A 17002-nucleotide genomic window follows, 5' to 3' on the forward strand; every position below is an offset into this window, starting at 1 on the left:
CGGCCTGCTGGGGGAGGGTGTGGCGCTGGCCGCGGTCAACGGACCCGCCGCCGTCGTCCTGTCCGGCGAGGAAGGGCCGGTCACCCGTGCCGTGGACGTGCTGCGCGAACGGGGCGTGCGCGTACGGCAGTTACGCGTCTCCCACGCCTTCCACTCCCCGCTCATGACCCCGATGCTCGACCGCTTCCGCACCGTCGTCGAAGCGGCCGGGTTCCACCAGCCCCGCATCCCCCTCCGTCCCGCGGGCGGCGGTCGCACCGACATGACGAATCCCGACTACTGGGTGGCACAGGTGACCGGCACCGTCCGGTTCGCCGACGCCCTCACCCACGAGATCGGCTCCTGGCTGGAGATCGGCCCCGCTCCCGTTCTGACCGCACTCGCCGACGACACCGGCGTCCCCGCAGTCCGCGGCCCGCAGTCCGAGACCGGCGACATACTGAACGCCGTCGCGCGGGTGTGGCTGCGCGGCCACGACGTCGACTGGACGGCCGTACTCCCGGGCCGCCGACGCGTCGACCTGCCCACCTACGCCTTCCAGCACCAGGACTACTGGCTCACCCCCGCCCCGCAACGCGGTGACTTCTCCGCCGCCGGGCTGACGTCCACCGCGCACCCGGTGCTGCTCACCTCCGTAGGCGCGGCCGGCGGCGACCAGACCATCTTCAGCGGACGTCTGTCCCTGGCCGCGCACCCGTGGCTGGACGACCACCGTGTCCTCGGGTCCGTGCTGTTCCCGGGTACCGGCTTCGCCGACCTCGCGGTCACCGCGGGCCGCGCCCTCGGCTGCCCCCGGCTCACCGAACTGACGCTGGGCGCCCCGCTGGTCCTCACCGGAGACACAGGACACTTCGTCCAGGTCGTCGTCGGTGCCCCGGACGACACGGGCGCCCGGCCCGTCACCCTGTACTCGCGGTCCGAGGACCAGGACGACTGGAACCTGCACGGATCGGGCACCCTCGACGCCGCGACCGCCCTGGAGTGGCGGCCGGACGTCTGGCCCCCGACCGGGGCCGAGCCGGTCGCCCTGGACGGCTTCTACGACGGCCTCGTCGACGCCGGCTTCGACTACGGCCCCGCCTTCCGCGGCCTCACCTCGGCCTGGCGCCGCGACGGAGAGGTCTTCGCCGAGATCACCCTGCCGGGCTCGGTCCAGGTCGACGGGTTCGCCGCCCACCCCGGGCTGCTCGACTCGGCTCTGCACGCCATGGCGCTGCTGTGGGACGGCCCCCAGCACACCCCGCGGATCCCGTTCTCCTGGCAGGACGTCTCGCTCACCGCCGAGGAGCCGTGGTCGCTGCGGATCCGGCTGAGCCGCAACGAGTCCGGCGCGGTCGTCCTCGACGCCGCCGACGCCGCCGGGCAACCGGCTGCCCGTATCGGCAAGTTGGTGCTGCGTGAGGTCGACGCGGACAAACTGCACGGCCCCGACGACGTGCTCGCCGACAGCCGGTTCCGCGTCGAATGGACCGGGCTCGACCCGGCCGCGCCCACGCGGGCGCTCGGTACGTGCGCGGTGCTGGACGCCGACCGCACCGGCCTCGCCGCGACAGCGGGCGAGCACGCACCCACCGGCGCACCCGCCCCCGTCAGCGAACACGCCGGCGTCGCCGCGCTCGTGGCGGCGCTGGTCGACGGCGCCCCGGTCCCGGACACCGTCGTGGCCCGCTGCCCGCGCACCGGCGGCGACGACCTCGCCGCCGCGCACCACGCCGCCGCCTGGGCCCTGGAACTGGTGCAGACGTGGCTGGCGGAGGCGCGGCTGGCGAGCAGCAGGCTCGTCGTCGTCATCGACGGCGGGGTCGCCCAGTCGACCGTCACCGGGCTGGTGCGCACCGCGCAGACCGAACACCCCGGCCGGATCACGCTCGTGCACGAGGAAACCGGTCCGGCCCCCGCCGCCGCGCTCACCACCGACGAGCCCGAAGTCACGGTGCGCGAGGGGCAGTTGCTCAAGCGTCGGCTGGTGCCGGCCGAACCACTGCTGGACGTCCCGGCCGCCGGACCGTGGCGGCTGGACTTCCCGGTGCGCGGTTCGCTCGCCGACCTCGCCGTCGTACCGGCGCCGGAAGCCGACAGGCCCCTGGAGGCAGGGGAGGTGCGCCTCCACGTGCGCGCCGCCGGAGTGAACTTCCGTGACGTCCTGATCGGGCTCGACGTCTACCCGGGCGACGCGCGGCCGGGCATCGAGGCGGCCGGCGTGGTCGTCGAGACCGGGCCCGGGACCGGCCTCCGCGAGGGCGACCGCGTCATGGGCCTCGTGCCCGACGCGTTCGGACCGACTGTCGTGGCCGACGCGCGGACTCTGGTGCGGATCCCCGACGGCTGGTCCTTCACCACCGCGGCCGCCGTGCCGGTCGCCTTCCTCACCGCCTACTACGGCCTTGTCGACCTCGCCGGACTCGCGGCCGGGCAGCGCGTCCTGGTGCACGCGGCGGCCGGCGGCGTCGGCACGGCCGCCGTCCAGCTCGCCCGGCACCTCGGCGCCGAGGTCTTCGGCACGGCCGGCCCCGCCAAGCACGACCGGTTGCGGGCCGCCGGACTCGACGACACGCACATCGCCTCGTCACGGACGGTGGAGTTCGAGAACACGGTCCTCCAGGCCACCGGCGGGCGCGGCGTCGACGTGGTGCTCAACTCCCTCGCCGACGAGTTCACCGACGCGTCACTGCGCGCGACCGCGCCCGGCGGCAGATTCGTCGACATCGGGAAGACCGACCTGCGCGCGCCCGAAACCGTCGCCGCGGAGCACCCCGGGGTCACCTACCGGCACTTCGACCTCTCCGACGCCGGCCCCGAGCGGATCGCCGGCATCCTCACGGAACTGGTCCGGCTGTTCGAGGCCGGTGAGCTGAGCCCGCCCGAGATCACCGTCTGGGACGTGCGCAGCGCCCGCGAGGCGCTCCGCACGGTGAGCCAGGCCGCCCTCACCGGCAAGGCGGTGCTGACCGTCGGACCGCGCTTCGAGGCCGGCGAGACCGTGCTGGTCACCGGCGGCACCGGCACCCTCGGCCGGCAGGTGGCCCGGCACCTCGTCCTGCGCCACGGCGTACGGCACATCACCCTGGTCGGCCGGAGCCACCGCCCGGAGGCCGACGCCGTCACGGCCGAACTGGTCGCGGCCGGCGCGCAGGTCGACGTACGGGCCTGCGACATCGGCGACGAGAACGCCGTCCGCGAGCTGCTCGCCGCCGCGACGACGGGGCGGCGCCTGGCAGGCGTCGTGCACGCGGCCGGCACCGTGGCCGACGGCGTGGTCACCTCCCTCGACACGGACGCCCTGACGGCGGTGCTGCGCCCGAAGGCCGACGGCGCCTGGCACCTGCACCGCCTCACTCAGGGGCTCGATCTGCGGCTGTTCGCGGTGTTCTCCTCGGCCTCGGCCACCTTCGGCAGCGCCGGCCAGGCCAACTACGCCGCCGCGAACACCTTCCTCGACGCCCTCGCCGAACACCGGCGCGCCCACCGCATGCCCGCGACCGCGCTGGCCTGGGGCCTGTGGGCGGAGAGCAGCACGATGACCGAGGGACTGTCCGCGGTCGACCTGCGCCGGATGAACCGGTCCGGGGTGCTCCCGCTCGGGGCCGAACAAGGGCTCGCCCTCTTCGACGCGGGCACCGGCAGCACCCAGCCGGCCCTCGTCGCCGCGCGGCTGGACCTGTCCGCCCTGCGGCGCACCCACCGGGACCACCCGGCGCCCGCCCTGCTGCGCACCCTGGTCCCGCCGGCGCGGACCGCCGCCGGCCGACCGGAACCCGACACCACCGGCGCGGCACGCCTGGCCGGCCTGGCCCGGCCCGAGCAACTGCGGGCCGTGCTCGACCTGGTGCGTGCGCAGGCGGCCGCGGTGCTGGGCCACGGCTCCGCCGACGACGTCGACGCCGGGCAGGCGTTCAAGGAGATGGGCTTCGACTCGCTCACCGCGGTCGAACTGCGCAACCGGCTCAAGGCGGCGACCGGGGCGGCGCTCCCGGCGACCGCCGTGTTCGACCACCCCAGCCCACTCGCCCTGGCCGAGCACGTCGTCGGCCTGCTCGCCCCCGCCGAACTCGGCGCGGCCGAAGCGGTACTGCGCGAACTCGACGGCCTCGAACCGGTTCTGGAGACCGTGTCCGCGACCGACGGCGCGCACGCTGAGATCGTCGACCGGCTCAGCCGGATGCTGAGCCGGCTGCGGGACGGCGGCGCCCCCGCCGCCGAAGCACTCGACGACGCCTCGCTCGACGAGGTCCTCGCCTTCATCGACACCGAGTTCAGCGATCTCGACCAGGACGGAGCCGACCGACGTGGCTGACGATGAGAAGCTCGTCCAGTACCTGAAGAAGGTCACCGCCGACCTGCAGCGCACCCGGCAGCGGCTGCGTGAGGTCGAGTCCGCCGACACCGAACCCCTCGCGATCGTCGGCATGGCCTGCCGGTTCCCGGGCGGTATCGACTCGCCCGAGGCGTTCTGGCGCGTGCTCTCCGCGGGGGAGGACGTCGTCGGAGAGTTCCCGGCCGACCGCGGCTGGGACACCGGCCGCCTCGGGGCCGAGGTGCGGCGCGAGGGCGGGTTCCTGACCGGGCCCGGCGGGTTCGACGCGCCCTTCTTCGGGATCAGCCCCCGCGAGGCGCTCGCCATGGACCCCCAGCAGCGGCTCCTCCTCGAAGTGACCTGGGAGGCCCTGGAACACGCCGGCATCGACCCGGCGACACTGCGCGGGAGTGACGCCGCCGTGTTCGTCGGAATGGCCGACCAGAAGTACGGGCCGCGGGACACCGCCGCCGAACGGGAGGTACTGGGCCACCTGTTGACCGGCACCACCAGCAGCGTCGCCTCCGGCCGCATCGCCTACACCCTGGGCACCGAGGGCCCCGCGCTGTCCCTGGACACCGCCTGCTCGTCCTCGCTCGTCGCCCTGCACCTGGCCGTCCGCGCGCTGCGCGCCGGAGAGTGCGCGACGGCGTTCGTCGGCGGGGCCGCCGTCATGGCCGATCTGGGCCTGTACGCGGAGTTCGAACAGCAGGGTGGCCTCGCGGCCGACGCCCGCTGCAAGTCCTTCGCCGCGGCCGCCGACGGGACCGGCTGGGGCGAGGGCGTCGCGATGCTCGTGCTGCGGCGCCTGTCCGACGCGCGCGCGGCCGGCGACCCGGTCCTGGCCGTGGTCCGCGGCAGCGCCGTCAACTCCGACGGCGCGTCCAACGGCCTGACCGCCCCGAACGGGCCCTCGCAGCAGCGGGTGATCCGCCGCGCGCTGCGCGACGCCGGGCTCAGCGCCGGCCAGGTCGACGCCGTCGAAGCCCACGGCACCGGCACCTCGCTGGGCGACCCGGTCGAGGCGCAGGCCCTGCTGGCGACCTACGGGCAGGGCCGGGAACACCCGTTGCTGCTCGGCTCGGTGAAGTCCAACATCGGCCACACCCAGGCCGCGGCCGGGCTGGCCGGGGTGATCAAGATGGTGCTGGCGATGCGCCACAGCGTCCTGCCGAAGACCCTGCACGTCGACGAGCCCACCCCTCAGGTCGACTGGACGGCCGGCGCCGTCCGGCTGCTGACCGAAGCGCGGGCCTGGCCGGACACGGGCCGTCCGCTGCGCGCCGGGGTCTCCGCGTTCGGCATCAGCGGTACCAACGCGCACGTCGTCCTCGAACAGGCGCCCCGCGAAGAACCCGCGGACCCCCCGGAGCCCGCCTCGCGTCGGCCGGTGTCGGCCTGGCTGCTGTCCGCCCGGGACCCCGGCGCGCTGCGAGAACAGGCCGGCCGCCTGCACCGGTTCGCCACCGACCACCCCGACGCGGACCTCGCGTCCGTGCTGGCCACCCGCCGGGCCCGGCTCGGCCACCGGGCCGTCGTCGTCGGCCGCGACCACGACGACCTGCTCGCCGGGCTGAGCGCGCTGAGCCGCGGCGAGAGCGCCACCGGCACCGTACGGGGCCGCGTCCGCCCGGCTGGTGCGCTCGCGTTCCTGTTCAGCGGCCAGGGCAGTCAGCGCCCCGGCATGGGCAGCGGACTGCGCGCCGCCTTCCCCGTGTTCGCCGACGCCCACGACGAGGTGTGCCGCCTCTTCGACCCGCTGCTGCCCCGGCCGCTGACCGAGGCGGTCGAGTCGGCGGAACTCGTACACCGAACCGAGTACGCCCAGCCCGCACTGTTCGCGGTGGAAGTGGCGCTGCACCGCCAGCTCGCCGCCTGGGGAATCACCCCCGACTACCTGATCGGCCACTCCTTCGGCGAGCTGACGGCCGCCCACGTCGCGGGCGTCCTGTCGCTGCCGGACGCCTGCACACTGGTCGCCGCGCGCGGCGCGCTGATGCAGGAACTGCCGGCCGGCGGCGCCATGGCCGCGCTGGAGATCGGCGAGGACGACCTGCCCGCGCTGCTCGCCGAAACCGGCGACGACGCCGAACTGGCCGCGGTCAACGCACCCCGGTCGATCGTGGTGTCCGGCGCCGCCGACGCCGTCGGGCGGATCGTGGCGGCCTGCGCCGAGCGGGACGTCCGGGCCCGGCTCCTCGACACCTCGCACGCCTTCCACTCGGCCCGGCTGGAGCCGGTGCTGGACCGCTTCCGCGAGGTCGCCGCCTCCCTGGCCTACGGCACCCCGTCGCTGCCGGTCGTCTCCAACGTCACCGGCGAACCGGTGCCGGCCGAGGTGCTGGGCAGCGCCGACCACTGGGTGCGCCAGGCGCGCTCCACCGTCCGGTTCCGGGCCGGCGTCGAGCACCTGGCCTCCCTCGGCGTCACCTCCTTCCTGGAGGTCGGCCCCGGAGGACTCACCCCCATGGCCCGCGCCTGCCTGGACGGCACGCACGAGGTTGCGCCCACCATGGCCAGGCAGGGCGGCGAACCGGAGGCACTGCTGTCCGCGCTGGCCCAGCTGTACGTCGCCGGGGCCGACGTGCCGTGGGAGAGCATCACCGCCGACCCGGCCGCGCCCCACCTGGACCTGCCCACCTACCCCTTCCAGCGGGAGCACTACTGGCTCTCCTCGACACGGCTGCCCGACACCCCCGCGAGCGAACCGGTCACGACCGCGCCGCGCCGCCCCGGGCACCCGCTCGCCGCGATGGCCCCCGCCGAACTCGACCACCACCTCCTCACCCGCGTCAGGTCGGTGGCCGCCACCGCACTCGGCCACCGCTCCGCCGACGCGGTCGCACCGCACGAGCGGTTCGGCGAACTGGGTTTCGACTCCCTCCTCGCGGTCCGGCTGCGCGACATGCTCGCCGCCGAAACCGATCTGGACCTGCCCACCACGCTCGTGTACGACCACCCGACCCCGCAGGCCGTCGCCGCGTACCTGCGCGCCGAACTGCTCGGCGGGAGGGAGAACGCGCCGGTCGCGCGCCGCGCCCTGTACGACGACCCCGTCGCCATCGTCGGCATGGCCTGCCGCTACCCCGGCGGCGCCACCACCGCCGACGCCCTGTGGGACCTGGTGCGCGACGGGACCGACGGGATCACCGCCTTCCCCGCCGACCGGGGCTGGGACACCTCCGCGCTGGCACCGCACGTCCGCCGCGAGGGCGGATTCCTGCACGACGCCGCCGAGTTCGACGCCGAGTTCTTCGGGATCTCGCCGCGCGAGGCGACGAGCATGGACCCGGCGCAGCGACTGCTGCTGGAAACCTCGTGGGAGGCACTGGAGACCGCCGGCCTCGACGCGTCGGCCCTGCGCGGCAGCCGGACCGGCGTCTTCGCCGGGGTCGCCGGCTCCGACTACGGCCAGGTGCTGAACGGGCTCGCCGAAGCCGAGGGCCATGTGATGACCGGGACCGCGGCCAGCGTGTTCTCCGGCCGCGTCTCCTACGCCCTCGGCCTGGAAGGCCCCTCGCTGACCGTAGACACGGCCTGTTCCTCCTCGCTGGTGGCACTGCACCTGGCCGTACAGGCACTGCGGTCCGGGGAATGCGACCTCGCCCTGGCCGGCGGCTGCACCGTCATGTCCACTGTGGACAGCTTCACCGAGTTCGCCCGGCAGGGCGGCCTCGCCGCCGACGGCCGGTGCAAGGCGTTCGCCGACAGCGCCGACGGAACCGGCTGGGGCGAGGGCGTCGGCGTGCTGGTCGTCGAACGGCTGTCCGACGCCCGCCGCCACGGCCACCGCGTCCTGGCGACCGTCGCCGGCAGCGCGGTCAACTCCGACGGCGCGTCCAGCGGGCTCACCGCGCCCAACGGCCCCGCCCAGCAGCGGGTCATCCGCGCCGCGCTGGCCGACGCGGGACTGCGCACCACGGACGTCGACTTCGTCGAGGCGCACGGCACCGGCACCGCGCTCGGCGACCCCATCGAGGCACAGGCACTCATCGCGACCTACGGCCGCGAGCGCGAGGAGCCGCTCTGGGTCGGCTCGTTGAAGTCCAACATCGGCCATACCATGGCGGCGGCCGGCGTCGGCGGCGTCATCAAGACCGTCCTCGCCCTGCGCCACGGCGTACTGCCGCGCACCCTGCACGTGAGCGAGCCCAACCACCGCGTCGACTGGTCGGCGGGCACCGTGCGGCTGCTCACCGAGGAACGCCCGTGGCCGGAGACCGGCCGCCCGCGCCGCGCCGCGGTGTCGTCGTTCGGCATGTCCGGCACCAACGCCCACGTCGTCGTCGAGGCGGGCGACCCGCCGGTGGAGCCTTCGGACGAACCGGCGGCCCGGCCGCTGCCCGTCGTCGTGTCGGCGCGCACCCCCCAGGCGCTGCGCGCGCAGGCCGCGGCGCTGGCCGGACACCTCGACAACCACCCGGGGCCGGGGCTCGCCCGGGTCGGCAAGGCGCTGCTGGACACCCGGGCCGCGTTCCCGCACCGGGCGATCGTGGTCGGCGACGACCGCGAGGGCGTCGTGGCCGCGCTCCGCGCGCTCGCGGCCGGCGAGCACCCGGACCACGCCGTGAACGGGAGGGCGCGGGTGCTCGGCCGCGGCCCGGTGTGGGTGTTCCCCGGCCAGGGCTCGCAGTGGCCGGGCATGGCGGCCGAACTGCTGGCGCAGTCCCCGGTCTTCGCGAGCAGCTTCGCCGACTGCGACCGGGCGCTCGCACCCCACCTGGGCTGGTCCGTGCTGGATGTGGCCCGCGGCGCCGAGGCCCCCGGCTCGCCCGAGCACCCCGACGTCGTGCAGCCCCTGCTCTTCGCGTTCGTCGTCTCCCTGGCCGCGCTGTGGCGCTCCCACGGCGTGGAACCGTCGGCGGTGGTCGGGCACTCCCAGGGCGAGATCGCCGCGGCGTGTGTCGCGGGCGCCCTGAGCGTCGAGGACGCCGCGCGGATCACCGTGCTGCGCGCCCGGGTGTTGCGGGCGCTGTCCGGGCGGGGCGGCATGGTGTCCGTGGCCGAACCGCCGGCCGACGTGCGGCGGCGCATCGAGCGCTGGGCCGGCGACCTCGCGGTGGCCGTGGTGAACGGCCCGGCGTCCGTCGGCGTCACCGGCGAACTGCCCGCCCTGCGCGAACTGGTCGCCGCCGCCGAGCACGACGGCGTGACCGCCCGCTGGATCCGCATCGACTACGCCTCCCACTCGGCACAGATCGAGAGCGTCCGCGACGACCTGCTCGCCGCACTGGACGGGATCGCCCCGCGCCCCGCCGAGGTGCCCTTCTTCTCCACCGTCACCGCGGACCTGCTCGACGGCACCGCACTGGACGCCGCGTACTGGTACCGCAATGTCCGGGAACCCGTGCGGTTCGCCGACGCGATCACCGCCCTGGCCGAACGGGACCACCACGCCTTCGTCGAGGTCAGCGCCCACCCGATGCTCGGTGGCGCGATCGCCGCGACCGCGGAGGCGGCGGGCGTGGACGCGGTCGTGGTGAGCAGCGTCCGCCGCGGCGACGGCGGCCTCCGCCGGATCCTCACCTCCCTGGCCGAGTTGTACGCACAGGGTGTCCCGGTCGACTTCGGCCCGGCCTTCGGGGACGTACGCCCCGGGCACGTCGACGTGCCGACGTACGCCTTCCAGCGGCGCCGCCACTGGCCCGACACGCGGCCCGCGCCGGCGGGCGACCCGGCGCACGAACAGTTCTGGGCGGCGGTGGAACGCGAGGACGTCGAGGCCCTGACCGGCACGCTCGGCCTGCCGGACGGCACCGCGCTCGGACGGATCCTGCCGACCCTGTCGGACTGGCACCGCGGCCACCGGGACCGCTCGGCCGTCGCCGGCCACTTCTACCGCGTCGACTGGACCGCCCTGCGGGACCCCGGCGAGCCGGCCGACAGGTGGCTGGTCCTCGCCTCCGGCGACGTCGACGGCGCCGCCGACGGGTTCGCGGACGGGTTCGCGGACGCGTCCGTGGTCCGTATCGACCTCGCCGCCGGCGGCGGGATCCGCGAACAGCTGCGGTCCGCGCTCGCCGGCGTCCCCGCCCCGGCCGGAGTGCTGTGCCTGTTCGGCATCGACGAACGCCCGCACCCGGAGCACCCCGACGTCCCCGCGGGACTGGCCGCGATACCCGTGGTCCTGCGCGAACTGGCGGACTCCGGTGCCGGCGCCCGCCTGTGGTGCGCGACGCGGGGCGCGATCGCCGTGCCCGGCTGCGACGACGCGCCCGCCGCTCCCGCGCAGGCCGCGGTCTGGGGCCTGGGACGCGTCGCGGCCCTGGAACACCCGGGAGTCTGGGGCGGCCTGGTCGACCTGCCGCCCACCCTGGACGAGGAGGCGGCCCGGCTGCTGGCCGCCGCGGTGGCCGGCGGCCCGGGGGAGGACCAGATCGCCGTGCGCGCGGCCGGCCTCTTCGGCCGCCGCCTGCACCGTGCCGCGTTCACCACCGCCTCCGGCTGGCGACCGGAGGGGGCCACGGTGCTGGTCACCGGCGGCACCGGCTCGCTCGGCGCGCACGTCACCCGCTGGCTCGCCCGCGGGGGAGCCCGCAGGGTCGTCCTGCTCAGCCGCGGCGGCGGCGCCGCGGCCGGCGTACGGGAACTGGCGGCGGAAGCCGCCGCCCAGGGCACCGAAGTCGTCGCCGTCGCGTGCGACCTCACCGATCCGGCCGCCGTCGCCAGTGTGCTGCGCGAGGTGCAGGCCGACGGCGACCCGGTCACGGCGGTCGTGCACACCGCCGGCGCCGGGGTGCGCGGACAGGTCGACGAGACCGGCGCCGGGGACCTGGCCACCGCCCTCGCCGCGAAGGTCACCGGGATCACCCACGTCGAGGCAGCCCTGCCGCCCGGGCAACTGGACCTCGTCGTCTACTTCTCGTCGATCAGCGCGGTCTGGGGCGCCGGCGACCACGGCGCGTACTCCGCCGCCAACGCCGTACTGGACGCCCGCGCGTTGCGGCGCACCGCCGACGGCGTACCCACCCTGTCGGTGGCCTGGGGGCCCTGGGCGGGCAGCGCGATGGTCACCGAGGAGAACCGCGACGCGCTGCGCCGCAACGGCGTCCCCGCACTGGAGCCGCGGCCCGCACTGGCCGCGCTCGAAGCGGCGGTCGCGGGAGGACCGGGCGCGGTCGTCGTCGCCGACGTCGACTGGGCCGGATTCCTGCCGGTGTTCACCGGCCGGCGCCCCAGCGCGCTCCTGGCCGAACTGCCCGAAGCCCGTACCGGCGAGCCGGACCCGTCGCCCGCCGGACGGCTGGCCGGCCTTGCCGGGCCCGAACGCGGCCGGGCACTGCGCGAGATGGTGCACCGCGCCGTCGCCGCGGTGCTCGGCCACGACGACGTCGTCGCCGTCGACCCGGGCCGCGCCTTCTCCGAACTCGGGCTCGACTCCCTTGCCGCGGTCGACCTGCGCGGCCGGCTGGCCGCCGAGGTCGGCACCCGGCTGCCGGCCACGCTCGCCTACGACCACCCGACCGTCGAGGCGCTCACCGCGTTCCTCGCCGGCTCGCTCGCGGACGAACCCGCGCCCGCAGCCGCGGCCCCCCGGGCGGCCCTTGACGACGACCCCGTCGTCCTGGTCGCGATGAGCTGCCGCTTCCCGGGCGGGATCGCCTCGCCGGAACAGCTGTGGCAGGCCGTCGAGGCGGGCCGCGACCTCACCGGGCCATGGCCCGAGGACCGCGGCTGGCCCCTCGAACGACTGCGCGACCCGGGCTCGCCCTCCGGCAGTGACGTCGGCTCGGGCGGTTTCCTCGACGACATCGCCGGGTTCGACGCCGCGTTCTTCGGTATCTCGCCCCGCGAGGCGGTCTCGATGGACCCGCAGCAGCGGCTGCTGCTGGAGAGCGCCTGGGAGGCCCTGGAGCGGGCGCGGCTCGACCCCGCCTCGCTGCGCGGCAGCCGCACCGGCGTGTACGTCGGAATGACCGACCAGGGCTACGGCGAGCGGCTGCGCGCGGAGGGCTCCGGCGCCGAGGGCTACCTCGTGACCGGCGCGGCCGCGAGCGTCGCCGCGGGCCGCATCTCCTACCTGTTCGGGCTGGAGGGGCCGACCGTCACCGTCGACACCGCGTGCTCGTCCGCGCTGGTCGCCCTCCACCTGGCGACGAAGGCCCTCCGGGCCGGCGAGTGCGACCTCGCGCTCGTCGGCGGCGTGATGGCGATGTCGGACCCGACCGCGTTCGTCGCCTTCAGCCGCCAGGGCGCGCTCGCCGAGGACGGCCGCTGCAAGTCGTTCGCCGAGGCTGCCGACGGGTTCGCCCTCGCCGAGGGCGTCGGCACGCTCGTCGCGGAACGGCTGTCGGACGCCCGCCGCCACGGCCACCCCGTGCTCGCGGTGGTCGCCGGCACCGCGATCAACTCCGACGGCGCGTCCAACGGCCTGACCGCGCCCAACGGCCCCGCCCAGCAGCGCGTCATCCGCGCGGCGCTCGCCGACGCGGCACTCGCCCCCTCGGACGTCGACGCGGTCGAGGCACACGGCACCGGCACCACGCTCGGCGACCCGATCGAGGCCCAGGCGATCCTGGCGACGTACGGTCAGGACCGCGCGACCCCGCTGCTGCTCGGCTCGGTGAAGTCCAACCTCGGCCACACCCAGGCGGCCGCGGGCATGGCAGGCGTGATCAAGATGACGATGGCGATGCGCCACGGACTCCTCCCGCGGACCCTGCACGTGGACCGTCCCAGCGACCACGTCGACTGGACGGCGGGCGCGGTCCGCCTGCTGACGGCACCCGAACCGTGGCCGCCGACGGACCACCCGCGGCGCGCGGGGGTATCGGCGTTCGGCATCAGCGGCACCAACGCCCACGTGATCCTGGAGGACTTTCCGGCCGACCGGGAGCCCGGGGCCGGGACCGCCCCGCTGCCCGAGACCTCCCCGGTACCCGAGGAGTCCCCGGTTCCGGTGGTCCTGCCGGTGTCCGCCCGCAGCCGCGAGGCACTCGACGCCGCACTCCTGCGGCTGCGCGAACCGCTCGCCGACCCTGCCGTCCGGGACCTCGACATCGGCTACTCCCTCGCCGTCACGCGGACCGCGTTCGACCACCGCGCCGTGGTCGTCGGAACCGAGCTCGACACGCCCGTGCACGGCATCGCGGGGAACGGCTCGGAGCCCGCCTTCCTCTTCACCGGCCAGGGCGCGCAGCGCGCGGGGATGGGCCGGGGCCTCCACGCGGCCTTCCCCGTCTTCGCCCGGGCCTTCGACGAGGTCTGCGCCGCGTTCGGCCCGCTGTCGGGACGGTCCCTCAAAGACGTCGTCCTCGCCGACGACGCCACCCTGCTGGAGCGGACCGAGTACACCCAGCCCGCCCTCTTCGCGTTCGAGGTCGCCCTGGTCGAACTACTCGCCTCCTTCGGCGTCCGGCCCGGACGGCTCGCCGGTCACTCCATCGGCGAACTCGCCGCGGCCCACTGCGCCGGCCTCTGGACGCTGTCCGACGCCTGCTCCGTCGTCGCCGCGCGGGGCCGCCTGATGCAGGCCGTGGACGTGCCCGGCGCGATGGCCGCCGTCGGGGCCCCCGAGGCCGACGTCCTCGCGGCACTCGCCGGCGCCGACGACGTGAGCATCGCCGCGGTCAACGGCCCGACCGCGGTCGTCGTCTCCGGAGCGGCCGCCGAGGTCGAGCGGATCGCCGGCGACTTCGAGAGCCGCGGTGTACGCGTCAAGCGGCTCGCCGTCTCCCACGCCTTCCACTCACCGCTGATGGACCCGATGCTCGCCGAGTACGCACGCGAACTGGGCAAGGTCGCCTTCGCCGAGCCCGTGCTCCCGCTCGTATCCGGCGTCACCGGGCAGCCGCTGGGCCCGGAGGTGCGCACCCCCGAGTACTGGGTGCGGCAGGTCCGGGACGCGGTGCGGTTCGACGCCGTCCTCGACACCCTCGCCGCCTCCGGCACGGACACCTTCCTGGAGATCGGGCCGGACGGAGTGCTCACCGGCCTGGCCGCGCACCGCCCGCAGACCGCCCTCGCCACCCAGCGCCGCGACCGCGACGAGGCGACCACCCTGCTGCGCGCCCTCGGCGCCCTGTGGACCCGCGGCGGCACCGTCGACTGGTCCGCGTACTACGCCGGCAGCGGCGCCCGGACGACGGACCTGCCGGCCTACCCGTTCCGGCGCCGCCGCTACTGGCTCGACCGGCCCGCCGCGCCGTCCGCCGCCCTCGACGCCACCGGGCACCCCCTGTTCACCGGCGCCGCGGAGCTGCCCGGGGCCGCGGGAACCGTGTACTTCGGCACCGCGCCGGACAGCTCACGGCACCGCCCGACGGCCTTCCTGGAGGCCCTGCTGTGGGCCGCCGGGACCGGCCGGGTCGAGGAGGTCGCCTTCACCGCCGAACCCGACCGCCCGGTCCACGTCCGGCTGACCGTCCCGCCGCCGGGAGCGGACGGCCGCCGCACCTGCGCGGTGCATGTCCGGCCCGCCTCCGACCCCGCCGCGGCCTGGACGCGGGCCGCCGAAGCCGTCCTGCACGACGGCACCGCGGAACCCCGGCCGGCCGGCCCGTGGCCACCCGCCGGGGCCGTCGGGGTCGAACCCGCCGACATCGCGACGGCGGTCGAACGCGCCGACGGGATCGACGTCCTGACCGCCGCCTGGCGGGCCGGCGACGACCTCTGCGCGGAACTGGAGTTGCCCGACGGCGTCGAACCGGACGCCCACACCCTGCACCCGGACCTCCTCGCCGGGATCGAACTGCTGGCCGGATACGCGGCCGCCCTGCGCGGCGAGAACGCGATCGTCGCCGGCTGGTCCGACGTCGCCCTCCACGCGGTCGGCGCGGCCACGCTGCGGGTGCGGCTGACCGCCGACGGCCGCGTCGACGCGGCCGACCCCACCGGCGAACCCGTGCTCTCCGCCGAGCGGATCGTGCTGCGGGCACCCGAACGGCGGGCCGCCACGACCACCGAGGGCGCCCTCCACCGGCTCGACTGGACACCGGTGCGCGAACGCGCCGAACGTCCGCGGTGGAGTTACCTGGAGGAGTGCGGCGAGGACACCCCGCCGCTCGCCGTGGTCCGGATGCCGTCGGCACCGGGGGAGTCGGTGCAGGAGGCCGCCGCGAACGCCCTGGCCCTGGTGCAGTCGCTGCTCGCCCGGCCGGGGACGACGTTCGCGGTCCTCACCCGCAACGCCGTCTCCGTTCCCGGCAACCCGGCCGACCCCGTGCGGGCCGCCGCGCGCGGCATCGTGCTGGCCGCGCAGGCGGAACACCCCGACCGGTTCCTGCTCATCGACACCGACACCGACACCGAGCCCGACCGCGACCTGCTCGGTACGGCCCTCGGACTGGGCGAACGCCAACTGGCGCTGCGCGGCGCCGAGATCCTGGCCCCCCGGCTCACGCCCACCCCCGCGGACGGCGAACAGCCGCAGCACGGCACGGTCCTCGTCACCGGCGCGACCGGAGCCCTCGGCGGACTGGTCGCCCGGCACCTCGCCACCCACCACCGCGTCGGCCACCTGGCCCTGCTCAGCCGCCGTGGACACGACGCGCCGGAGGCCGCCGCACTCCTCACGGACCTGGCCGCCACCGGCACCGGGGCCACCCTGGTCGCCGGGGACGCGGCCGACCCGCACGCGGTCGCCGCGCTGCTGGCGGCCGTCCCCGCCGAACACCCGCTGACGGCGGTCGTGCACGCGGCCGGCGTGCTCGACGACGCCGCCGTCGCCGAACTGACCCCCGAGCGGCTCCAGCCGGTGCTGCGCGCCAAGGCCGACGGCGCCCGCGTACTGCACGAGCAGACCGCGGCGCTCGGCGTGAAGAAGTTCGTGCTGTTCTCCTCCGCGGTCGGCGTACGCGGCGGCGCCGGACAGGCGAACTACACCGCCGCCAACGCCTACCTCGACGCGCTGGCCCACCAGCGGGCCGGAGCCGGCCTGCCCGCGACCGCCCTGGCCTGGGGCCTGTGGGGCGTCGACGCCGGAATGTCCGGCGGCCTGCGCGACACCGACCTGCGCCGGATGGCCCGGGCCGGCGCGCTGCCGCTCTCCGCCCGGGACGGCCTCGCCCTGTTCGACCGCGCCCTCACCTCCGACGACCCGGCGCTCGTCCCGATCCGGCTGGACCACGGCGTGCTCACCGCGCATGCCGCGGCTGGCAGGCTCGACCCCGTGTACGCTCGCCTGGTGCGCGCCCGGCCCCATCGGGCCGCCGCCGCCACCGCCCCGCGGCGTCCCCAGTGGAGTGGGATGCCGGCCGAACAGCGGGAGCGGGAGCTGCTGGAGCTCGTCCGCACCCGGGTCGCGGCGGTGCTCGACCACGACTCGCCGGCGGACTTCGACACGGCGCTCCCCTTCCGCGACATCGGGTTCGACTCACTGACCGCGGTCGAGCTGCGCAACACCCTCGCCGACGCGATCGGCGCGCCGCTGTCGGCCGGAGCGGTGTTCGACCACCCCACCCCGGCCGCGCTCGCCGCACACCTCGACGACGTCGTCCAACGGGCCGCCGCGCCCGCCCGGCTGCCCGTACTCGCCCAGCTCGACCTCCTCGAGGCCGCGCTGGCCGAACTCCCCTCGGACGACCCCGTACGCGCACGGGTCCGGACCCGTGTACGGGACCTCGTCACGGCCTGGGACGGCACCGCGCCCGGCCCGTCCGAGGCCCCCACCCCCGGGAAAGACGTCAGCACTCAGCTCGCCGAAGCGTCCGAGGACGACGTTCTGGCCTTCATCCGCTCCGAGTTCGGCCGACCGTGAGCGACCACCCG

General features: G+C 76.0%; 2 protein-coding genes. Both read left to right on the forward strand.

What is annotated here, in order from left to right; translation table 11 throughout:
- Positions 1-4294: SDR family NAD(P)-dependent oxidoreductase (locus EF387_RS43630; RefSeq protein ID WP_128382152.1), on the forward strand; the 4294-nt coding region annotated here is incomplete at its 5' end.
- On the forward strand, positions 4287-16991 hold the full coding sequence (locus tag EF387_RS43635) for a type I polyketide synthase (RefSeq protein WP_128382153.1): 12705 nt from the start codon (positions 4287-4289) through the stop codon (positions 16989-16991). The genes EF387_RS43630 and EF387_RS43635, both read left to right, overlap by 8 nt.
- Positions 16992-17002 lie beyond the last annotated feature (11 nt).

Origin of the sequence: Streptomyces cavernae (genome assembly GCF_004023625.1) — a bacterium.
In the GTDB taxonomy this organism is placed as follows: Bacteria; Actinomycetota; Actinomycetes; order Streptomycetales; family Streptomycetaceae; genus Streptomyces; species Streptomyces cavernae.